20 protein-coding genes and 1 rRNA gene are annotated in these 23,104 nt (G+C 40.5%); 1 reads left to right on the top strand and 20 read right to left on the bottom strand.

Annotation, left to right across the window (positions count from 1 at the left end):
- Window positions 1–55: 55 nt before the first annotated feature.
- The 8 genes from ACFPA1_RS18725 to ACFPA1_RS18690 all read right to left on the bottom strand — a co-directional run bounded on the left by ACFPA1_RS18725 (window position 56) and on the right by ACFPA1_RS18690 (window position 8,547).
- A complete protein-coding gene (locus ACFPA1_RS18725; protein ID WP_378584682.1) occupies window positions 56–880 on the bottom strand; it encodes a dienelactone hydrolase family protein in 825 nt (274 codons plus the stop codon).
- A 322-nt stretch (window positions 881–1,202) separates the two neighbouring features.
- A complete protein-coding gene (locus ACFPA1_RS18720) occupies window positions 1,203–2,405 on the bottom strand; it encodes a PLP-dependent aminotransferase family protein (RefSeq protein WP_378584680.1) in 1,203 nt (400 codons plus the stop codon).
- A 35-nt stretch (window positions 2,406–2,440) separates the two neighbouring features.
- A complete protein-coding gene (locus tag ACFPA1_RS18715) occupies window positions 2,441–3,268 on the bottom strand; it encodes an ABC transporter ATP-binding protein (protein ID WP_378584974.1) in 828 nt (275 codons plus the stop codon).
- 1 nt (window position 3,269) lies between these two features.
- The gene (locus tag ACFPA1_RS18710; RefSeq protein ID WP_378584679.1) at window positions 3,270–4,067 is read right to left on the bottom strand and encodes an ABC transporter permease; all 798 of its coding nucleotides are present in this window, start codon (window positions 4,065–4,067) and stop codon (window positions 3,270–3,272) included.
- A gap of 222 nt (window positions 4,068–4,289) precedes the next feature.
- Window positions 4,290–5,282 carry an ABC transporter substrate-binding protein gene (locus ACFPA1_RS18705; protein WP_378584677.1) on the bottom strand — a complete coding sequence of 331 codons (993 nt, stop codon included), beginning with the start codon at window positions 5,280–5,282 and terminating at the stop codon, window positions 4,290–4,292.
- A 25-nt stretch (window positions 5,283–5,307) separates the two neighbouring features.
- The gene (locus ACFPA1_RS18700) at window positions 5,308–6,414 is read right to left on the bottom strand and encodes an iron-containing alcohol dehydrogenase family protein (protein ID WP_378584675.1); all 1,107 of its coding nucleotides are present in this window, start codon (window positions 6,412–6,414) and stop codon (window positions 5,308–5,310) included.
- A 316-nt stretch (window positions 6,415–6,730) separates the two neighbouring features.
- Window positions 6,731–7,474 (bottom strand): glucose 1-dehydrogenase, encoded by a 744-nt coding sequence (locus ACFPA1_RS18695; protein ID WP_378584673.1) that lies wholly within the window; start codon window positions 7,472–7,474, stop codon window positions 6,731–6,733.
- Window positions 7,475–7,566: 92 nt separating this feature from the next.
- On the bottom strand, window positions 7,567–8,547 hold the full coding sequence (locus tag ACFPA1_RS18690) for an NADPH:quinone oxidoreductase family protein (protein WP_378584671.1): 981 nt from the start codon (window positions 8,545–8,547) through the stop codon (window positions 7,567–7,569).
- 267 nt (window positions 8,548–8,814) lie between these two features.
- On the opposite strand from ACFPA1_RS18690, the gene ACFPA1_RS18685 reads away from it, so the two are divergent.
- On the top strand, window positions 8,815–9,828 hold the full coding sequence (locus ACFPA1_RS18685) for an alpha/beta hydrolase (RefSeq protein WP_378584973.1): 1,014 nt from the start codon (window positions 8,815–8,817) through the stop codon (window positions 9,826–9,828).
- 56 nt (window positions 9,829–9,884) lie between these two features.
- Here the strand turns inward: ACFPA1_RS18685 and ACFPA1_RS18680 are convergent, their stop codons facing one another.
- From ACFPA1_RS18680 to rrf, 12 genes are all read right to left on the bottom strand, one after another.
- Entirely contained in the window at window positions 9,885–10,709 is an 825-nt protein-coding gene (locus ACFPA1_RS18680; RefSeq protein ID WP_213145349.1) for an IclR family transcriptional regulator, read from the bottom strand.
- Window positions 10,710–10,818: 109 nt separating this feature from the next.
- Window positions 10,819–11,754, bottom strand: a complete 936-nt coding sequence (locus ACFPA1_RS18675; protein WP_213145348.1) for an amidohydrolase family protein — start codon at window positions 11,752–11,754, stop codon at window positions 10,819–10,821.
- Between the two features lie 18 nt (window positions 11,755–11,772).
- Window positions 11,773–13,209 (bottom strand): NAD-dependent succinate-semialdehyde dehydrogenase, encoded by a 1,437-nt coding sequence (locus tag ACFPA1_RS18670; RefSeq protein ID WP_213145347.1) that lies wholly within the window; start codon window positions 13,207–13,209, stop codon window positions 11,773–11,775.
- A gap of 74 nt (window positions 13,210–13,283) precedes the next feature.
- Complete coding sequence (locus tag ACFPA1_RS18665) at window positions 13,284–13,988, bottom strand: alpha/beta fold hydrolase (protein ID WP_213145346.1); 705 nt, start codon at window positions 13,986–13,988, stop codon at window positions 13,284–13,286.
- A gap of 28 nt (window positions 13,989–14,016) precedes the next feature.
- The gene (locus ACFPA1_RS18660) at window positions 14,017–14,850 is read right to left on the bottom strand and encodes a 3-keto-5-aminohexanoate cleavage protein (RefSeq protein ID WP_213145345.1); all 834 of its coding nucleotides are present in this window, start codon (window positions 14,848–14,850) and stop codon (window positions 14,017–14,019) included.
- Between the two features lie 53 nt (window positions 14,851–14,903).
- Window positions 14,904–15,890 (bottom strand): NAD(P)H-quinone oxidoreductase, encoded by a 987-nt coding sequence (locus tag ACFPA1_RS18655; protein ID WP_213145344.1) that lies wholly within the window; start codon window positions 15,888–15,890, stop codon window positions 14,904–14,906.
- 229 nt (window positions 15,891–16,119) lie between these two features.
- Complete coding sequence (locus ACFPA1_RS18650) at window positions 16,120–17,607, bottom strand: carotenoid oxygenase family protein (protein WP_213145343.1); 1,488 nt, start codon at window positions 17,605–17,607, stop codon at window positions 16,120–16,122.
- Between the two features lie 46 nt (window positions 17,608–17,653).
- A complete protein-coding gene (locus ACFPA1_RS18645) occupies window positions 17,654–18,673 on the bottom strand; it encodes a Bug family tripartite tricarboxylate transporter substrate binding protein (protein WP_378584666.1) in 1,020 nt (339 codons plus the stop codon).
- 90 nt (window positions 18,674–18,763) lie between these two features.
- Window positions 18,764–20,290: a tripartite tricarboxylate transporter permease gene (locus ACFPA1_RS18640; RefSeq protein WP_213145341.1), complete on the bottom strand. Its 1,527-nt coding sequence runs from the start codon at window positions 20,288–20,290 to the stop codon at window positions 18,764–18,766.
- 15 nt (window positions 20,291–20,305) lie between these two features.
- The gene (locus ACFPA1_RS18635) at window positions 20,306–20,761 is read right to left on the bottom strand and encodes a tripartite tricarboxylate transporter TctB family protein (protein WP_213145340.1); all 456 of its coding nucleotides are present in this window, start codon (window positions 20,759–20,761) and stop codon (window positions 20,306–20,308) included.
- 246 nt (window positions 20,762–21,007) lie between these two features.
- The gene (gene groL, locus ACFPA1_RS18630; protein ID WP_213145339.1) at window positions 21,008–22,630 is read right to left on the bottom strand and encodes a chaperonin GroEL; all 1,623 of its coding nucleotides are present in this window, start codon (window positions 22,628–22,630) and stop codon (window positions 21,008–21,010) included.
- 223 nt (window positions 22,631–22,853) lie between these two features.
- Window positions 22,854–22,970 (bottom strand): 5S ribosomal RNA (gene rrf / locus ACFPA1_RS18625).
- Window positions 22,971–23,104: the final 134 nt, after the last annotated feature.

Raw genomic sequence — 23,104 nt, 5'->3', positions numbered from 1 at the left:
AAAACAAGTGAAAAACAGGTACTATGATTTGGCTAGTACCTGTTTCTTGAAATTATTAGGACTTTATCTGGTTTAAAAACGTAAGTGTTTTAGCAAAAGAATCTCGTGCATAGCGAGCATTATAAGTTGGATTCGTATCATTAAAAAATGCGTGCGGTGCATTCGGATAGACAATCGCTTCAAAGGATTTGCCCAACTTCTTCATTTCTTCCTCAAACGCTGGAATCAAGTTCGTGATATTCGGATCATTTCCGCCATAAAAGCCAAGAATTGGACATTGAATTTTGTCTATATGTTCTTTTGGAGGGCGGCCATAATACACAACGGAACCGGCATGCTCGGGGTCGTTAACGGCAAGTGCAGCTGATAGGGCGCCTCCCAAACAGAAGCCGACAGAGGTGACCGGCATTCCCTTTGTATTGGAATAGTTATTTCGAGCATAATCGGCGGTCGCTGTTAAGAGATTGACAAAACTTTCGGATTTGCTTGGATCTAAGACTCCAAGAAGCTTGGTTAACGTTGCACGTAATATTTCTTGCCGTTCGGTAGGCAGCTTCGAAATTTCCTCGTCCCGAATTTCTGGGTTAAACCACGCTTGATGTGGAATAGAATGGAGAAATTGTTTGGCGTCCTTCACTTTCTCCTCACTAAGTGCCTCGGGCCTTACTCCATTTTCTGCAAATAGGTCTAGTGCAATGACCACATAGCCTGCGGCCGCAAAACGCTCAACCACATCTCTAATATGGGCGTCAACACCCCACATTTCCTGAATTACAATAACCGTCGGCCTTGGTTCGGTAACAGGTTCAATTGCTGCAAAATAGGCACGAATATCCCCATTTGTCCCTGTAAATGTTCTCCATTCTGATTGTACTGGCATCGCGACACCTCTTTTATGTATTTTTTCTATCCCAATTTACCATAATAAAGCTGTTTTTTAAATAAAGTGAACCGCCCCATCTGGATAATTTTAGGTATTACAGGATTTACTCGTCTATTTTTGACTTTTACTCGCCTGATTTCGAGGTTTATTGTCTATTTTGTTGATTTACTGAAGCCGAAATTTAGAATTTACTCGCCTATTCTTAACGTTTACTCGTCAACTGCCAATTCCAACATTTAAAACCACAGGTTTGATGAAGAAGGCAGAGACGAAAACAAAAACAATGCGCATTTTGGATAAAAAAAACAACCTACAATTTTTAGGTTGTTTTCTTTAAGTAATAAGCAATTAGCTCTCCAAGAATCTGAACGCCCGCTTCCATTCGCTCTTCAGACTCATAGCTGAACGATAACCTTAGGTACTCGATGCCCTCCTGTTGGTTTGCAAAAAAGAACCTTCCAGGCACATACGAAACACCTGCAGCTAAAGCCTTCTCTAACATTTCAGCTGTATCGACACCCGGAACCTTTACCCAGACAAAGTAACCACCCTGAGGAACATACCAAGAAACCGATTCGGGAAAGTACTTCTCAATATACTGAGCCAGTCTTTCACTTTTGCTCCGGTATACGGTTTTTAACTCCGCAAGCCTTTCATCAAGATCAACTTTTTCTAAATAGGCAGCCATTGTCGCTTGAGCAAATGGGTGGTCCAAATCCTTTTTAAACCATGAAAAAGCAGTAATAAATTCACTCTCCCCCACTATCCAGCCAACCCGCATACCTGGGGCAACGACTTTGGATAAAGAACCGACATGCAATACGCGGCCTTCTGTATCCAATGCTTTTAATGTTGTTGGGCTTTCTCCGAAAGAAAGTTCACCATAAGCATCGTCTTCTAAAATAAGGAAGTCGTATTCAGCGGCGAGCTCCAATAGCTGTTTCCGACGCTCTCCACTCAAAGTTGTCCCAGTAGGATTTTGAAAGGTTGGAATCGTGTATAGCAGGCGGGGCAAAGTCAGCCCTGTACTTTTTCTTTCGGCAAGGACCTTAGCAAGTTCATCCGTCCGAAGTCCCTGGTCGTCAATCGGGATGCTGATAATTTGATTCGTGTAGTTGCGGAAAATCTCCAAAGCTTCCATATAAGTTGGCGCTTCAACAGCAACAGCCACATTTTCGTCAAGCAGCACACGTGCAATTAAATCAATTGCCTGACATGCCCCTGCTGTAATTAACAGTTCATCCCCTTGGACTTTTATGTTGCGCTCTGCCAAGCGGTTCTGGATTTGCTGTTTTAATTTCTCCATCCGTGGGGTGCCCAAATAATGAAGCGGCAAATCCTGTTCCTCATCCAGCAAGCGGGCTGCTGCCGCCTTTATTTCACCTGAAGGAACAAGTTTAGGCGCAGGATACCCCGAACTTAAACGGATGCACTTCTTAGGCAATGCAGGCATCCATTCCCCAGGCTGGTCGTTCTTTAACGCCGCTTTCACATTGTCAGGAAAAAAAGAATCAATTTTCACGTTAAACAAACACCTTTCACTACGAACTCAATCTATTAGTTAATTGCCTTTAAACTCTCTTCCCTGATGAGTGACAGTAATTCCTCTTTATACTGGGCAAATTCAACCGACCCTTTTACACTGAACTCTCTCGGTCTCTCCAAAGCAATCGGCACTTTTTTCTTTAGGCGGCCTGGTCTTGCCGTCATAACGTAAACCGAATCGGCCAAGAAGATCGATTCCTCGACATCGTGGGTAATGAACAAAATCGTCTTCTTAGATTCCTCCCACGCTTTTAATAACACTTCCTGCATAATATTTCTAGTCTGGGCATCTAAAGCACCAAACGGTTCGTCCATCAGAAGAATCTTAGGGTCATTGGCTAGTGCACGAGCGATGGCAACACGCTGCTTCATCCCGCCTGATAATTGGATTGGATAATGTTTTTCAAACCCTTCCAAACCAATCAATTGCAGATAATGCCGTGCTACATCGTCACGTTCCTTTTGAGAAACCCCTTTTAATTTTAATCCAAAGGAAATATTATCCTTTACCGTCAACCAAGGGTACAAGGTGTATGACTGAAACACCATCCCCCGGTCTGGTCCCGGACCGTTTACTTCCTGTCCATCGATGAGAACCTGTCCAGAGGTCGCTTCCTCCAACCCCGCAACAATCCTCAACACTGTTGATTTACCGCATCCGGAAGGACCCAAAATGGTGACAAACTCTCCATCGCTAACGGAAAAAGAAGTCTTCTCCAATGCTGTCGTTTCACCGCTCTTTGTTTTAAAAACTTTACCGACTTCTTTAATTTCAAGCTTTAGTGTTTTTGCCTGAGGGGCATTGTTTTCAATTATCTTTTTCGCCGCTTGAATGACCATATTACACCCCATCCTTTCTCATCCATGAAAACGAAGTCCGATAAATGGCTTTAAAAATCATATCGGTTAACAAGCCGAGAATTCCGATGATTAAGATTCCAACGATAATTTTATCAGGCTGCAGGAAACGGGATGCCTGCATAATCATGTAGCCTAAACCGCTTGATGCTCCGACAATTTCGGCTACAACTAAATAAGTCCACGCCCAGCCAAATGTAATCCGGAGTGTATCGACAATCCCCGGCAACGCTGCTGGCAGAATAACTTTTGTAAACAACTGCCCTCGTTTTGCTCCTAATGTATAGGAAACTTCAATTAAATCATTTTGAACGTTTTTGGTAACGTCCATGATCATAAGAGTCAGCTGGAAAAAGGTTCCCAAGAAAATAACGCTCATTTTCTCCGGTTCACCAAGGCCAATCCATAAAATCAATAAAGGAATAAAAGCGGATGCCGGCATATAACGAATGAATCCGATGATTGGTTCAAAAGCTCCCTCCATAATTTTTAATGAACCCATTAAAATCCCGAGAGGAATACCAATTAGAGCTGCAACCAAAAATCCAACCAATACCCTTGTAAAACTGATGCCAATATCAGACAACAGGTCTCCATTGACAAATAAATCAACACCCGTAGTCAACACGGCAGTAGGTGTCGGCAAAAACAGCGGGTTCACAATCCCGCCATGGGTCAGTACTGACCAAACTAACAAAAATAAAAGAAACGTTACAAGTCCTGCCGTACTATATAGCTTTTTTGGTATGTCCTTATTCGGCGTTAATAATTTTGCAATCATTTTTCTCACCCAATTCTCTTAATCTCTTAAAAAGGCCTAATATATGAGAACCGAACCCGCCTCATATATTAGGCTTTCTACTCTATCCTTTATCCCGCCTTAACGGGCAGTAAGATCCCCCACTGACAATAGGTGGGGAATCAACTGCCCGTTAAAGGTCCGAATGGTTCAACTAACCATCAGTGGGGAGGTGAAGATTCCCCCACTGATGGAAGTTTCACTTTATTGGAAGCTTGGATTAAGCACATCTTCCGCTTTTGGCTCTTTTTTGATAATGTTTTGCTCTTTGTAAAACTTAATGGCATTTTCAGTTGATTGATAGATGGAGCCTTTGCTGCTTTCTGAACCAAATAATTTGGTGTTATCCTCTTTTGTGAAAAACTTCAAGCCTGATTCGGTGGCAACAAATTCTTTTGTATCAATCTTTAATCCTTTTGCCATGATTTCGTCTGCTTCATCTTTATGCTCTTTCCAGTAAGCCATTGCTTCACCCATCGCCTTAACAAATGCTTTTACATCGTCTGGACGGTTTTTAATGACATCTTCTTTAAAGCTGATGGTATCTACAATAATTCCTGGAAGATCCTTTGTTGATAATAAAACTTTGCCGTTTGCTTCAGATCCTTTTGATAACCATGGCTCCCAAGTTACAGCGGCATCCACTTTGCCTGCTGCAAAAGCGGCACCAGCATCACCTGCAGACATTTGAACTACTTCCACGTCTTTTTCAGTTAAGCCGCCTTGCTTCAATGCGGTTAAAGCAAGCATATGGCTGGTAGAGCCCACTTCAAACGCAACCTTTTTCCCTTTTAAATCTTTTACATCTTTGATGTCGTTTTTAACAAGAATTCCGTCCCCGCCGTAAGAATCATCCAATAACCAAACAACTTGCACCGGAATATCAGCTGCAGCAAGTGTTACTTGAACATCTAATGCTGTTGCCATGCCGTCGATTTTGCCACTGGCTAATGCCTGCTTACGCTCTCCCAAGCCTTCAACGATGGAAAGATCCACATCGACGCCATTTTTCTTAAAGAAGCCTTTTTCTTTTGCCAAAAATAATGGACCATAACCTGTCCAGGTAGGCAATGTTACCTTTAACGGTTCTGATGATTTCTTTTCCTTTGAGCCACTGCTTGCAGCTTCGTCTTTCCCACAAGCCGCTAATGCTAGTACTAACATGATTGAACAAAGCATAACTAGCCATTTTTTCATAATTAAATTCCCCCTAAGATTTTCTTTATCTTTGATTTGTAGCAGCTAACATTGTTGTTCCAATTTCATCTGCTTTTTGAACAGATGTCACAACCATTTCCGGTGTAACTGCGAATGGCATATTCTCCATATCTTCAATGGTCACAGTTATTTCACCTAGCTGTTTCCATTGTTCTGCGGTTAATTCCTTTATTCCCATTTGCTGCAACGTATATGGCAGATCAACTTCTTGGTAATATTCGATTAAAGACCTTACCTCTCCAGTTTCAAATCCTTCCATACAAAGCTGCGCTAAAATACCAAAAGCGACAATTTCGCCGTGATAGGTATCATGTATTTCCGGGAAGATGGTCAACCCTGAGTAAATCGCATGGGCTGCTGCAGTCCGGCAATCATCACCGCCATAGCCACTGACACTACCGCTGACTAAAATGACGGCATCAATAATGTCCTCTAATTCTTTGGTCAGTGTTTGCTCTTGAATTGATTGAACAGCTGCTTTTCCCGTTTTCAGCAAGGTTTGATAAAGCTGCCCCGCAATCGCAATAGCTGTTTGGTTGATGGCGTTTGGTACAGCTTTCTTAATCGAGCATTTCGTTTCAAACCATTTGGCCAATGTATCACCGATTCCAGCCACTAAATAACGGACAGGTGCTTCAAGGATGACGTTCGAGTCGACAATCACGATTTCCGGTGCTTTGGCTTTGCGGCTGATTTCAAGAAACTCCCCTTCATCACTGTAAATGATGCTGATGGGTGTTGCCGCAGCACAAGTGGCTGCAATTGTTGGAATAGCCACGAGCGGTTTCTCCAATTGATACGCCACCGCTTTCACAGTATCCAATGCTTTACCTCCGCCTGTAGCAATCAGAACATCAAAGGTTTCAGGTTTTAATTGTTCTATTAACCTATCAATATTCGATTGGGAGGATTCACCACCATACCAGAGAGACTGTTTCAACTTGATCCCTTGCTCTTCTATACTTCGTCGTAATGGTTCCTCAATTAATTGGCGACTGATATTCCCGCCAATCAGAATAGCGGTTGTTCCAAAGTTTCTTATGTATAATCCTGCATCTGCTAGAATCCCAGGGTTTCTGACATATTGACCCGGGCCGACAATTACTTTCATTTACAATTTCCCCTTTTAGTTCCTGAGCTTGAATAATATTCTACTAATATAAATGTTTGTCCATTTTATGTCAATATAGTTATAGGAATTTTCTAAAACTTATTTTTATAACGTTCAATTTATAATTATTCACGCATTTAACTTTCTTGATATATTTTCCATTTTCATTATTCTGATAATATTTATAGTCTCCATATGAACTTTGCAAAGGTGATTTTTTGAAAAAGAGTTTAAAAAAGCGCTAGTAAAAATCCAAAATGGAAGTTTACTAACGCAAGATATTTTATCGAATATCAATCTAAGTTCTACACACAAATCACAAGTTCAATGTACCTCCATCAATTACGATCGTTTCGCCGGTAATAAAGGATGCTTCATCTGAAGCAAGGAATAAAACTAAGTTAGCAATCTCCTCAGGATAACCAATTCGGTTCAGTGCATTTGCTGTAGATAACACAGGCCATTTTTTTGTTTTCTTCCAATCTTCAACCATATTTGTATCAATGATTCCTGGAGCGATCGCATTCACACGAATATTCTTTTTCCCAAACTCAGTTGCCGCTGTTTTCGTAAGGGCCATTACACTGCTTTTTGATGCAGAATAAGCCGCGACCAGCTTTTGACCTTTGATGCCGGCAATACTTGCTGTATTGATGATGGAACCGCCTGAAGACATCTGGGGAATGGCATATTTTAAGCCTAAGAAAACTCCATTTGTATTTACATCAAACACCTGCTGCCATTCTTCAAACGAAACATCTGGAATCTTACTCTCGCCGCTTTTTACACCAGCATTATTAAATAAAATATCTAATTTGCCATAAGTATCTATGGTTTCTTGAACCATAATCTGTACATCTTCGGGTTTGGTCATATCAGTTTGAATAAACTTAGCCTCGCCGCCAATTTCATTGACCAGCTGAACGGTTTCTGCTCCCGCTTTTTCACTATAATCGGCAATGACCAACCGGGCTCCTTCTTGTGCAAAGCGAATTGCTGTAGCTCTGCCAATCCCTCCGCCGCCTCCTGTTATAATAGCTACCTTATCTTTTAAACGCATATTTTTCACCCTTTTTCCATTTTATTTAGGCACACTTCCTGCTTATATCATCGGGTAAAATCTATCTAAAGCGTCTTGTCTTAACTATTTCATTATGGCAGTGCAACCAATTTCCCATAAGTTTGACGGTCACCGAGAACTTCCAATGCGGAAGGAACATCCGTAAAATCAAATTCACGGTAAATGAGAGGCTTGATTAAGCCTTGGTCATAGAGTTTCATTAAATCCTCATGAATTTCGACCGCCTTCTCCGGATACAATCGGCGGAATAAGCCCCAATGCACTCCGACGATTGAATAATTTTTAATTAAGGCATGATTCGCAGGGGCTTCCGGAATGCGTCCGCCAGCAAATCCAATGACCAAGAGACGTCCATCAAAAGCAATACATTTTCTGGAACGGTCAAAAACATCACCGCCAACCGGATCATAGATGACGTCTGCACCGCGCCCGCTAGTTTCTTTTTTCACAAAATCAACAAAATCTTCGGTCAAATAATCGATGGCAATATCTGCGCCAAGTTCTTTACATAATTGAACCTTTTCCGGTCCACCAGCAGTGGCGATGATTTTCGCCCCTCTTGCCTTACCGAGCTGGATGGCAGCCGATCCCACACCGCCGGCACCGGCATGTACTAAAAGAACTTCCCCTTTTTGAAGATTAGCACGATGGTATAAAGCATAATAAGAAGTTTGGTATGTAATAAACATTGATGCAGCCTCGCTAGGAGACATCTTCTCGGAAATGACATAAACAGAATTCTCAGGTACACTGACCCATTCAGATAATCCCCCGTTTGGCAGTGGAGGTGTGGCTATAACTCGCTGTCCTACCTTAAACCGGCTTCCTTCCCCCACTTCCCTGATAATCCCCGAAATCTCAGCACCCGGCGTGAACGGGGTAGGCGGCTTTTCCTGATACTTCCCTTGGCAGAGCAATATATCGAAAAAGTTAAGAGAGGATGCCTCCACTTGAATTAACACTTTTCCTTCTTCAAGGGCAGGTACAGATTTTTCCTCCAGGTTTAACACATCTTTCGGATCCCCTAATTCATTTACAATCCAACTTCTCATTTCTACTTCCTCCTAAAAAAATATAATTTTTTCAAAATAAAATTGCTGAAAATTAGTTTATTTTCTGAAGGTGTCTAGACTGTACTTTATTAAAATACTAACCAGTCAGTATTTTAATAAAAAGGACAATCCATATAATTATTATATTCTATATTTTCTGATTAATAAAATAGTTTGCTTGAACACGGAAATTAATCGTTCTAAAAAAAAGTCATACTATAAATTTTTTATATATAAAAACAATTTACAAATATAATAAAATGAAGTATAAATTATTTATATACAATTTTTAGAAAAATCGGACATATTAACTACAATTATAGGGAGGCCTTACTAATGAAAAGTCCATCATTATTTAATAGAATTAATATTGAATTTAATGCAGAAGGTGCCATGTTAAGGGGCTGGCTTTACACCCCTAATACTAGTGAAGAGAATTTTCCTGCTATCATTATGTCGCATGGATATGGATCGCTAAAGGAAATGTACCTAGATGCTTTTGCTGAGCATTTTGCCAATAACGGTTTTGCCGTTCTTGTTTATGATCACAGGAATTTTGGGGATAGCGATGGGTTTCCAAGGCAGGAAATCAATCCCTATGAGCAGGTACTTGATTTTCAGCATGCCATTACCTTTATCTGTACATTGAAGGAAATTGATCGTTCACGAATCGGGATCTGGGGAACGAGCTACAGCGGAGGTCATGTTTTACAAGTTGCCGCTATGGACAAAAGAATCAGCTGTGTTGTTGCGCAGGTTCCTACGGTTAGCGGTTCACAAGCGGCACTTAGAAGAGTGCAGCCTGATGAGGTGCCAACATTGTTAAATACTTTCTATGATGATCGAGAAAATCGAATGCTTGGTGGAAAGCCTGCTTATAAAAAGATTGTTGCTGAAACTACTGACGAACAAGGGATTTATCAAAATGAAGAAGCTGTAAAGTGGTATTTAAAGGCTGGTAAACGTTCACCCAATTGGAGAAATGAAGTGACAATCCGTTCCATCGATCTTTCACGTTCATACGAGCCTGGGAAATATATTTCCATGATATCTCCTACTCCTTTACTCATTCTTGTTGCTGCAGATGATATTGTCACACCTACCGATTTGACACTTGCTGCTTATGAGGAAGCTCGTGAGCCGAAAAAATTAGTGATTATTGACGGTCACCATTTTACACCTTACATCGAGAAATTTGATATATACAGTAACGAGGCTCTTAAATGGTTTACGCAGCACTTGAAGAAAGATTTTTCTTCTACCATTCCAGCAATGAAATAATCATAAAAAAAATCCTCCTATTAAAATAAAGGGAGGATTTTTCAGGAGAAAAAATATTATACTAAAGAACTAATTGCTTGCGTAATTTCCTGTGCTTTCGATTTCATAATCGCTTTCAGTTCTTCCTCGTGGATATGCTCAATTAACGATTTAGGCATATATGAGCCAAGTCCCAAAATGATATTGCCTTGACTATCAAATATTGGACAAGCATAAGCTGAAATGCCAAGCGAGTATTCCTCGTGACTTTCCGCAATACCTTCTTCACGGATTTTCGGTACTTGCTTTTTCAAATCTTCAATGGCCGTAATTGAGTTTGACGTATATTGAGGAAGCTGGTGATCAATTAATAGCTTTGTGACGACATCATTGGAATCCTTTTCCGGCAAAAATGCAAAAAAACATTTTCCAAGCGCCCCTGCTGTAATAGGAAAGGAATCACCTGTAGAAACAGTTAACCGAACTTTCAACGGGGGTTCTTCTTTTGCAACATACATCAGATGTGTTTCACGTAGTCTTTTTACTAATACAAAAGTTAAACCCGTTTTCACAAGGTCCTTTAAATACATACTGGCAACTTCTATATAGTTATTAATCTCCTTTGCGCGATTGCCTAAAGCAATTAGAGGTGGTCCTAATGAATAAGTTTTCGAGCTGCTTTCCAATACTACATAGTTTTTTTCTTCTAACGTTCTTAGGATCCTCAAACAAGTGCTAAAATTGATTGATAGTGCATTCGCGATTTCAGTGAGTGTAGCTGAATGAAATTCCTGTTTTGCAAGTAATTCTAAGATTTTAATAGATGAGTCCAATGCAGGCACTAAACTCTGTTTTTGACCCATTCCTGTCAAACCTTCCACCTTCCCTAAATGAATGTCCATTCATAATTACACCATAATTAAACAACAATTTCAAATATGAAATTCACATTCCCCCTCAAAATACTGTAAAAAAAAACTGCCATTTATTTTGAAGGGGTATTCCATGTATTTATGATATTAAAGAATCCCATCCTGATAGATTCTTATTGATTGGGGGGAAATCTTTTAGCTCAAACGGAAAGTCAGATCCAGGCACAACTCGATCCTCACCTGCCAATTTGACTAAGAAGGAAAGCGCATCATCATTCCAAAGTACGGAGTCAAACCAAAACTTTCTCAAATAGTCCCCCGGAGATGCGCTTAAATTTTTTGAAACAGATTCCCACTGCTGGTATCCCTTCGACATTCTCCCAATCTGGTAAGGGAGAAAGCCCCCGCCATGCGCCAAGAGAATCCTTACGTTTGGATAAACGTCTAAATAGCCTTGTAGTAATAAATCTGCAGCACATACTGTTGTCTCCCATAGAACCCCCATTAAGGTCGACATCTTTCCTTTATTCATCCTTTTGTCCTGACTAAGAAGCGGATGAATAAAAATAATCGCTTTTTGACGATTAGCCTCTTCCCAAAATGGAATATACCGTTCATCAGTTAATAAAGTACCGTCTATGCCGGTGCCAATAATCGATCCTAACAACCCTTTTTTCATTGTAGACTTTAATTCTGATGCTGCTTTAATTGGATCATTTAGGGGAACTGTTGATAAGCCAGAGTATCTAGTGTTGCTTCTTTTCATCATATCAATCAGCCCTTGGTTGTATACTGCGGCAAATTCAGACGTAATAGCAGGGTCAGTATTATATAAAAACAATTGTGGTAGAGGTGACACTAATGTATGGTCAATTTGAGCTTTTCTTTGCGCAGCTGCATGCTGGTTTTCATCAATGAAGGCTTCAGATAATGAGAACGGCCAAGTATCATTAATGATAAGGACATCTGGCCGATCGTCTGTTAGCTGTTCCCGTCTTACAGAAACAAGATGCTGATGCTGCTCAAGCCACAATAGAGCTTCTTTTGGAATAAAATGCGAGTGAACATCCTTCATGATCTCATGTTTCCCCATTTAGCCAACAGGTGATTGCTTAATCATAATGGAAATTGATTTTGTTTCCAGATAATCTTCCAAACCATATTTGCCGCTTTCTCTGCCGTAGCCGCTTTCCTTTACCCCACCAAACGGTGCTTGCATGGAGAATGGTGCTGGATCGTTCACACCAACCATTCCATATTGCAATTTCTCAGAAACGCGATACATCCGTGACAAATCATTCGTATAGAAATAGGATGCAAGGCCATAATTCGTGTTATTAGCTTTCTCTATTACTTCTGCCTCTGTTTGAAAGCGAATGAGCGGGGCCACGGGACCAAATGTTTCCTCCCTTGTAATGACCATCTCTTCTGTTACGTCAGCTAATACGGTTGGTGCATAGAAATAGCCATTTGCATATTCCTCAGTTGTTAATCTGACACCTCCACAAAGTACCCGAGCACCTTTTTCTAGGGCATCATTTACTTGGCCATGAATACTATTAATGGCATTTGCGTTAATTAAAGACCCCATTTGATTGGATTCATCCATTCCGTTCCCCACCTTCATTTGCCTAACAGCCTTCTGGAATTTCTCAGCGAACTGCTCATAGATGGATTCCTGGATATAAACGCGGTTCGTACAGACACATTGCTGCCCGGATGAGGCAAATTTACTTGAAATAACTCCTTGCACTGCCAAATCTAAATCGGCATCTTCAAAGACAATAAAAGGAGCATGCCCTCCCAGCTCCATCGAAACACGCTTGATTGTATCGGCTGATTGGCGGATTAATGTTTTACCTACTTCCGTGGACCCTGTAAATGAAATCTTGCGTACATCTTGGCTATCCATTAATGTTTTCGCAATTTCAGCGGAAGGGCCTAGTACGAGATTCACTACTCCATTTGGAAGTCCAACCTCATCAAATATCTTAAAAAGTTCAATCAATGATAACGGCGCCTCTGATGATGGCTTGACAATCACAGTACACCCAACAGCGAGTGCAGGAGCTAATTTCCTGGCACCCATCGAAAGCGGGAAATTCCAAGGTGTAACGGCAGCTACTACTCCAATTGGCTGTTTAATAACATGCGCTCGTTTATTCGCTGTTGAAATCGGCAATACGTCACCGTATACCCGCCTTGCTTCTTCGGCAAACCATTTGAAAAATGAAATCGTACTGCCAACCTCATACCGTGCGTTATGAATTGATTTCCCCATTTCCTTTGTTATGATTTTAGCGAGATGTTCCTTTTTTTCTTGCAATTTATCAACAATTTGGTAGAGATAATCGCTGCGTTGTTCTGCTGTTAAAGAGGACCATACCGGGAAGGCATTCTTTGCGGCTTGGATAGCTTGGTTTGTTTCTTCTGCTCCAATCAGATATGCAACATCTACCAATTCACCAGTTGCAGGGTTCTTTACTTCTAAAACTTGATCTGATTTAACCCAACTTCCATTTATATACATGAATTTTATCCTCCAATATATTACATGAATTCTCCACCTGCTTTATATGGTGGCTCTCTAAATTTCAGGAATGATTATTTTTCCAGCCAAGGTTCCATTAACTCCGCTAACTCTTTAGGCTGCTCAAGCGGTATTAAGTGACCGCTTCTATCGACAGTAGCAAACTGGGCATTTTTTGCATAATTGGTCATTTGCTTCGTCTTCTCCAGAGGAACAACGACATCATTGACACTTGCAACAAATAAATATGGGATATCATGTTTCTCCAATAAGTGATGACGGTCGACTCTTGCCATCGTGGCAGTTGCATGGGCTATATAGCGGTCTTGCCCGTAATCTGTAAGCATTTGCTTTCTAATCTTTTGAAACTTTTTATCTTCGACATTGCTAGGATAAAATGTCCGATTCACACCTGCTGCTACCATTTCTTCATATTCACCGGACTTAGCACGGGCAATGGACTTTTTCCGAAGCTCCCTTGAAGCGTCTGACTCCCCTTCAGCACTCGTGCCAATAAGAGATAAGCCGGTAATCCGTTCAGGCGCCTTTTCTAACATTGCCAGTGCCAGGAAGCCGCCAAATGAAAATCCGGCAAGATGAAACTGATCAGGTAAACCCTTTAATACTTCCTCAGCTAATTGATCTAAGTTAGCAATCGCCGGAACAGTAATCGGGTAGCATTCAATCGATGAAGGCAAGTGTTCGATTACTTCGTCCCAAATTTGTTTTGTATTGTTAAGCCCGGGGATTAACACAAGATTTTTTACATATTCAGACATAGTAATACTCCTTGTTTATAGTTTTGTTTTAAAACTTTGCCGCTTTTTGTTCTACCTTCATAATTTTTCGGGCTTCAACTGGTGTAGCGACATCACGCCCAAATTCATAAGAAACGTTTTTAATCCGTTCTACAAATTCTGCATTCGATTTTGCAAGAACTCCTGGCCGTATGTAAACATGGTCTTCCATACCCACTCGAACATCGCCGCCGAGACCAATGGTCAGTGTATTCATTGCGAATTGATTTTGAAATGCTACACATCCCCAGCTTGCTCCTTCTGGTAAAGAGTCCAACATATACAGCAGGCTTTTTGGAGTTGCCGGCATGCCGCCATCAGCTCCTAATACAATTTGAAAATGCAAATCACCCGTAATCAAGCCTTCATCGACAAGCTTTATTGCATTTGTAATCATGCCTGGATGGAATACTTCTATTTCAGGCTTAATTTGATATTTCTGCATTTTAGCAGCTAAATTCCGCAAAAATTGCGGGGAATTCATAAAAACGATGTTTCTTAGGTTTAATGATCCAGTATCTAATGAAGCAAAATCAGGCGCCAATTCACAAAACGCCAGCCGCTCTTCGTCTGACAGGCCATGCTTGCCCGCAGAAGTTAAACTAATGATCAGTTCATCCCCACATTTTTCTTTTACACGTTCCACAGTTTCACGATATAAATTAACATCCATGGACGGTGAACCATCTGCTTCACGAACATGCAGATGGGCGATGGCAGCGCCTGCTTTCCAGGCGAGATAAACTTCGTCGGCAATTTCCTTTGGTGTTAGAGGTACATACGGTGTGTCTATCTTTGTAGTATTCGTCCCCGTCGGCGCCACTGTAATAATCAATTTCTCCATAAAAACCTCTCCCTTTTTATTTGTATAAATACGTCTTATCTAAAAATATCCTTTTACTCTGTTACACGGAGCACAATCTTCCCTTTGTTTTTATTGGCTTCCATATACTGGTGGGCTTCTCTAACTTCTTTCCAGTCAAAAATAGTATCTATTATCGGAACCACTCTTCCATTAGCAAAATGGTCTCCTAAAAACTCTAATAGTTCCTTGGTTAATTCGATTTTCCGATTAAGCGGCCGCGACCTTAAGGTAGTTCGTAACAGCTGGAATCTTTTTAATAGAAGTGTTCCTAAATCCAGTTGATTCACAATCTTTTCACCAAGAGACCCAATGATAACCAATTTTCCGTCTGGAACCAATGATTGTATGTTTTGTGCAAAATAAGGAGCTCCAATGCAATCGAGAATGATATTAACACCGTTACCATTGGTGTACTCATTAATAAAAGGTAAAAATGGTCCCTTTTTATAATTCCAGCCTGCCTTTGCCCCCAACTGCACACAATACTCAATTTTCCTATCACTACCTGCTGTAATTAACGCAGTAGCCCCCGCCAATTTGATTAATTGAAGTGCAGCGCTCCCTATACCGCTAGCGCCTGCATGAACTAACACTATTTGCCCTTTCCTTAATTGCCCCAATGAAAAAAGACTTTGATACGAGGTTAGGAACGTTTCAGGAAAAGCAGCAGCTTGTTCAAATGTCATGGTATCTGGAATCTTAATTAATAAACCTTCTGGTACACTTACATATTGAGCATATCCGCCTCCAGGTAATAAAGAACAAACTCGGTCACCAATTGAATGAGATGAAACACCAGCCCCGAGTTCTACAACCTCTCCTGACATTTCAAGACCAAGTATGTTTGACTCTCCTGGTATTGGCGGATACATTCCACGCCGTTGCTGCAGGTCAGCACGATTTAACGCCGTTGCTTTTACTTTCACCAATACTTCTCCAGGGTTTACAGCAGGGGTTTTTGCTTCGCCAATATAAAGATGATCGGCCGAACCGAAATCCTTCATTAGAATTACCTTCATTTCATCACTCCTTATATCAATGTCTTATTAAGACATGATACTTCCTGCTGGCAATTAAAATGGGAATTACCAAATGCTTTAGCACCTACATGCACGAAGCATTCTTAGCACTAAACCATAAAAAAGTGAATTCCCATACCTATTTTCATATCTAAATTTATCAACAAGATGATGATGGAAGAAGAACTTCAAACAACCCCATTTGAAGTTCTTCTTTTGTTTGAAAAATTTATACTCTTTCTCCCTTAATACGGTCACCTTCTACCCAACAAGAATGAGCGCCAATTGGAATTCGGTGTGGGAGAATAATACGTGCTACTGGTCCAATTGAAAAATCTTTCGCATCAAGAATGAGACATTCTGACCGATTTTCATTCATATCAGTAATTAACGTAATTAAGTATCCGTCATCCTCTTCTACAGCATTAAGTCTTCTTGCTAATTGCGGCTCACTGCCTACTCTACCCTCACCGTATTCGTAGCGCTGAAATGTGCCATCTAAAAGATCATATTTCTTGATACCACTCAGCCACCATGCTTTGGAGTTATCGAAAGTAGAGTTATAGCTATATCTGTATTTCTTCCCGATAAAGTCATTGCTCACCACTGGGAATTCTGTTATTTCGTCATCTAAGAATTCCTCTTTCGTTTTTCCTGTTTTAAGGTTAAAACGCCAGCGATACATGCGATAACCTGTTTGCTTTTTGTCAAATTGATTTTTCATCTTATCGATTGCATCTGCACCCTGCTTCCCTACCGCTGGTTTTCGCGGATTAAAGGTAACACAGCCCTCCATCACTACCTCATCGCCGTTTTCATAGCAGTTTGACAAATGCAGGATGAAACAAGGCCTTGCTTCAAACCATTTGATTTTACTGTTATCACCATATCTAGGGATAATACCAAAACGAGCAGGCATATCCGTAAAGAAGGTAACTTTACGCTCCCCTTTAGCCAACAATTCTGGATCGAAAATGAACGGCAAATCATGCAAGATGGAATAGTTTTTTGTGATCCCTAAATCATGCGGCCAACGAACACCTGGCAAGTCGATTGGAACATAATGTTTTAGTTGGCTATTCTGATCGACTACACCATAATACATATAAGGATACGTTTCACTAAAATTGAAGAACATTAGCTCTCCAGTATCGTTATCTACTTTAAAGTGAGAGCATATACCTGCAGGTGCAATGGTTGCATTCCAGCCGTCGGATTCGAGCATTTCTAATGAAATAGGATCTAAGCGATTCGCCTCACTACATTGTGACATTGTCGCTAATAGCTTTCCTGCATGAGCAATAACATCTGTTCCTGCATTATCTTTCATGGTTCGCATACTGCCCCAGCCTTGACGAGTAGCTAGATGAGGCTCGAGCATCCCCGGCCATAACGATTTACCGGCAGCCTGCTCTGCCAAAAATCCAGTGGTACGGACAAATCGGTTTCGATAGGTTGCCTTTCCATCCTCGAAATGAAGAGCATGAAGCATTCCGTCTCCATCAAAAATATGAAATACCCCCATTGGTTCATGAACCTGATTATGACCATTACGAACATAAACTCCATGTAAATCTCTTGGAATTTCGCCAATTACTTCTAAACTATCAGTGTCAGCTGTATATTCTTTTCCTACTGGTTCGAAATGATCTTTCAGAAATGGATTTAGATTATCTTCGCGTATAGTGATTTTTACCTCATTTTCAATTTTAATCAAAATAGTAACCTCCCTAAATTTTGCTTAAATGTATGGATAAAAATCATTACTTAATAATCCCTAATTTTTTTAACAGGTCACCAGCAAGTTTAAAGGTACGTGTTGCTTCAGCCTGAGACTTACTTGGGTCCAAATACAAAATTTGTGAATTGCTATTTTTTACATAATCCACATATTCTGGATCCTGTTGTGCTTTATGGAAAGCTTCATCTAATATGGATAATTCTGTTTTTGAGATTTTTTTAGGTGCAAACAGCATTGAAAATGCTTCAATTCCACCTTCCATCTTTAAATCTGTAAGTGATACCGCCCCGTCATATTCCGTTTTTTCAGTGCCAAATACAATTAAAGGCTTTAATGTACCAGCTTTAATATGTTCTAATGCATCACTAGGCATAACAACAGCTCCATCAATATGGCCGCCTAGTAATGCGGTAATCCCTTGGGCACCGCCTTCATATGGAACGTTCTTTACCTTAACTCCTACTTTTTCGGCAACTGCAACCATATTTAAATTCGAAATACTTCCTGGTCCAGTAGTTGCATAAGAAAATTTCCCTGGGTTCTCTTGTGCAAATTTTAACCAATCTTCGAATGTATTCCATTTGGAATCTGTTCTCACTACCAGCATTGGAATCGAAGCTGTATTTTTCATGATTGGCTGGAAGCTGTCATGTGTAAAGGAAGCTTCACCAAAATGAGGCAGAACGCTTACATGGGAGACAGTTCCATATGCGATGGTATAGCCATCTGGTTTTGCGTTCATTAATTGTGTCATTCCAATAATTCCGCCTCCCCCTTCAACATTTTCGATGGTGATGGATTCTTTATGTGGAAGATGCTTTTCGGCAAGTTTTGCTAAAAGTCGTGCGCTATTATCGTTGATGGAACCAGGGGCAAAAGGAACAATCATTTTAATTGGTTTTTCAGGAAACTTTGATTCTACTTTTGCTTCCTTATCACCTCCTTTACTGTTGTTTTGGGAAGCGCTCTCTTTTGTGTTTGAGCATGCCGAAGCTAGGATTAATACCAGAGAGAACAATAACAATTGAATAGATTTTTTCATCCATCTCACCCTTTTCTGTAATTTTTAATCATTTCAAACTAAAACTATGTTTCGTTTGTTTTGGTGGACACCTCCTTACCAGCCATGTATTTATCCCTTAACAGCAGCTGCTGTGCTATCTTCAGCCAACTTGGACTCTTTTCGCCTGTTCTTTATTTTTGAAAATAGCGGTGATATCAGCATCAGTATAATAATAAGCAATAAAACTAGTGAAGCTGGTCTTGTCACAAAGGCGGAATAACTGCCCTCTGTGAGCAATAGGGTTCTTCGCAAACTCTTTTCAATTATCGGGCTTAATACGTATGCCATGACAAAAGCAGCCATCGAAAATCGTCCCATTATGAAGATAAAAGAGAGAACACCCAGGATTAGGGAAAACCATAAATCAAAATATTTAGTGGAGGCTGAGAAGCCGCCTACGAGAGCGATGACTAGCACAATCGGCATGAGAAATGAGTTAGGAACAACAAGCATCCTAGCAAATAACGGTGTTAGTAATCTTCCAATTATATACATCGAAACAGTAGTTAGGAGAAATCCAAAAAGAATTCCATATGTTAAGGTCGGATCTTTAGCAAAAATTCTGGGACCTGGCTGTATGCCATGAATAATGAACGCCCCCATAACGATGGCGATTCCTACTGAACCTGGAATACCTAAAGCGAATAGTGGAATGAGCGCGCCACCAACTGAAGCATTATTAGCGGATTCTGGTGCAGCAATCCCCTCAGGGTTCCCTTTACCAAATGTTTCAGGGCTTTTTGATACTTTTTTTGCCCCGATATACGAAAACCACGATGCCGCTACCGTACCTAGTCCTGGTAAAATTCCAGCGATTGTTCCTATTACTGAACCAATTCCGATTGGCTTTGCGACGCTCTTTATCTCTTTCAATTCTAGTTTTGTAGAAAGATTACTAGAGTTGGAAGCAAATTTAATATGCAATTCATCTTTTACAACTCTTAATATTTCAGGAATCGCAAACAACCCTATTAGCAAAGCCACAATGCCAAGACCTTCCATTAAATCTAATTGCCCCATCGTAAACCGAGGGCTCCCAACAAACATATCCATTCCGATTGTTCCTGCCATCAAACCAAGAACGACCGAAATTAGGCTCTTTGTCATTGTCCCCCTAGTACTGATAGAAGCCACGGCAATCAATCCCATAATCCCAAGCAATACGAATTCAGGGTCAGATAGTTTAAGTGCAAAATTGGCAATAGGCTCTGTTAGAAAGATCAAACATAAAGCACCAAAGATTCCCCCTATTGTAGAAGCTGTCAATGAGTACCCCAGCGCCTTCCCAGGCGATTTTTTTCTTGCTAAAGGCACACCATCCTCTAAAGTAGCAGCTGCAGCTGGTGTTCCCGGTATCCCCAAGGTGATAGAGGAAATAGATCCCCCGTATTCAGCTGCCTGATAGGCTGACAGCAATAATAATACGGCTGCTACAGGTGACATGGAGTAGGTAAACGGAAGAAGAAAAACGATCGCTATCGTCGCGCCTAAACCTGGCAAAGCTCCTATTACAAGACCAACGATAGTCCCAATTATAATGACAACCATATTTGTAAGCGTAAACAAAGAACTGAAATCAAAATCAAGGATTCCCATCTTTTCCCCTCCTTTTTAAAAATCTATTTGCAACAGCAAATCGAAGAATAGGTATATGCCTAAAAGTACACCAGAAGTAGACATCAGATTCATTATCAGCACTTTTTTTGAACTTTTCTCTGGCTGATAAATATGAATCAATGTAAACAAATACAGGAATGTTGGAATATAAAAGAAATTTAACTTCGCCCAGATGAAAATATAAACTAACGTCAGCAGCAGAGTAATCCCTACCATTTTGATATTTCCTAAATTAATGATTTCGCTTTTTTTATCCATTATTGTTTGGAAAATACTTATTATCGTTAGTCCGATTAGAATAAGAGCCAATATTTTTGGGTAATATCCTGGCCCAATATCACCGGCTCCTGAGCCCCCTATATTGTGAAAACCACTTGCAGTTTTGTAATAAGCAACTCCCAAAATGAGGATACCAATCAATAAAAATAGTGAAGTTTTCTTTAATGACAATTTAACCTCCCCTTTCTTTTTAGCTCCTTTTCATAGATTGAAAATCAATTAAATCCCCTCTCATCAATTGTCATATACGGAAACGTTTTCCTTATATGACAATTATAAGTCTTTAATTTATAGATTGTCAAACGAATTATTAGAATGTTTGAAATATTTTATCAAAAATTATACTAATAAAAAACTGGTGAGAATCTGATTGATTTTCACCAGTTCAAACAATGCCTACACCCTTTTCCTGACTTATTAATGATGGTGCATCATTCCGCCCATGGAATCATCATGTTTCTCTGTTCCCGGAATAATAGAAATAACGGCTTCGGTCGTCAAAAACACTCCGGCAACGGAAGCCGCATGCTGAAGGGCGGAGCGTGTTACCTTTACAGGATCGATAATACCCAAATCCAACATACTTCCCCATGTGCCGTCGGCCGCATTGAAGCCAACTCCAAGCTCTTCCTGCTTTAATCGTTCTACAATTACCGAGCCTTCTTCGCCTGCATTTTCTGCAATTTGCCTAACAGGCTCCTCCAAAGCTCTCAGAATTATTTTCACTCCTGTTTCTTCGTCACCACGAACTGTATTCAGGACCTCGTTTACTGATGCATAAACATTCATCAACGCTGTGCCTCCACCCGGCACGACTCCTTCTTCAACCGCTGCCCTTGTAGCATTTAAGGCATCTTCAATGCGAAGCTTTTTCTCCTGCAGTTCAGTTTCTGTATGGGCACCAACTTTAATGATTGCAACACCGGAAGCTAATTTTGCAATACGAGTTTGCAGCTTCTCTCTATCAAATTCATAAGCTGTTTCCTTTAACTGAACCCGTAAACTCTGTACTCTGGTTCTGACGGATTCTGCTTCTCCAGCACCATCGATGATCGTTGTATTGTCTTTTGATACTATTACTCTGCCTGCATTCCCCAACTGGGTGAGACTCGTTGTTTTCAAGTCAAGGCCAATATCTTCCGTGATCAACGTTGCTCCTGTTAGAAGAGCAATATCTTCGAGCATAGCTTTTCGATGTTCGCCAAACCCTGGTGCCTTAACAGCAACTGCATGGAATGTACCACGCATGCGATTGACAACTAACGCACCAATCACATCACTCTCCAGATCATCCGAAATAATCAAAAGCTGTCTATTTTGACGAACTACTTCCTCAAGGATCGGTAGAATCTCGTGGATTATTTTGATTTTATAATCTGTCACAAGAATATAAGGATTTTCTAATACAGCGGTCATCTGTTCATGATCTGTAACCATATAGGAAGAGGTATACCCCCGGTCAAATTGCATACCATCAACAAAATGGAGTTCTGTCATAAATCCTCTTGACTCTTGAATTGTAATGACACCATCATGACCGACACGGTCCATGGCTTCAGCAATCAATTCTCCTATTTCGTCATCACCGGAAGAAATCGACGCTACTTGAGCAATCGAATTTCTATCATCTATTTCTTTAGAAATTTCTTTTAATTTTACAACAGCAGCCGTTACGCCTTTTTCCATTCCCTTTCGAATACCGACAGGATTCGCACCGGCTGTTACGTTTTTTATACCTTCTTGAATCATTGCCTGGGCCAAAACAGTAGCCGTTGTTGTTCCATCACCAGCCAATTCATTGGTCTTTGAAGCCACTTCCGCTACTAACTGGGCTCCCATATTTTCTATAGGATCCTCTAACTCTACTTCATTGGCAATTGTCACTCCATCATTCGTGATTAACGGTGAGCCAAAGCTTCGTTCAATGACCACGTTTCTTCCCTTTGGACCCAAGGTTACCTTTACCGTATCAGCCAGCTTATTAACACCTTCCAGCATTAACCTTCTGGCTTCTTCTTTAAATTTAATGTCTTTAGCCATTTTTACCCCCTAAATTTAATGATATTCTTACTATATCTATTAAAAAAGTAATTTTTATATCCGGAATTTAATTCCGTATATAAAATAAATATAGTTATTACAAAGTTAATTGTCAATTAGAATTCTGAAATTTTAGATTTATCGTTTTAGTATATTATTTAAGAAAAACAATATTATTGCTAAAAAAAGACAACCTGAATTTTTCAGGTTGTCTTTTTTTGTTGCCCGGCAGCGTCCTACTCTCACAGGGACTTGCGTCCCAACTACCATCGGCGCTGAGAAGCTTAACTTCCGTGTTCGGGATGGGAACGGGTGTGACCTTCTCGCCATTGCTACCGGACTATTTTAGAGGTTTCATTCCCTCAAAACTAGATAATGTAGAAGAAGTATTATAAGAACGAGTTCGCCTTACATAATTATGAATCGGTTAAGTCCTCGATCGATTAGTATCAGTCAGCTCCACACGTCACCGTG

This window comes from Neobacillus sp. GCM10023253 (assembly GCF_042653105.1).
Classification (GTDB): Bacteria; Bacillota; Bacilli; order Bacillales; family Cytobacillaceae; genus Neobacillus; species Neobacillus citreus.
The sequence above is the reverse complement of the archived record's forward strand: the minus strand, read 5'-3'. Positions and strand labels throughout refer to the sequence as shown.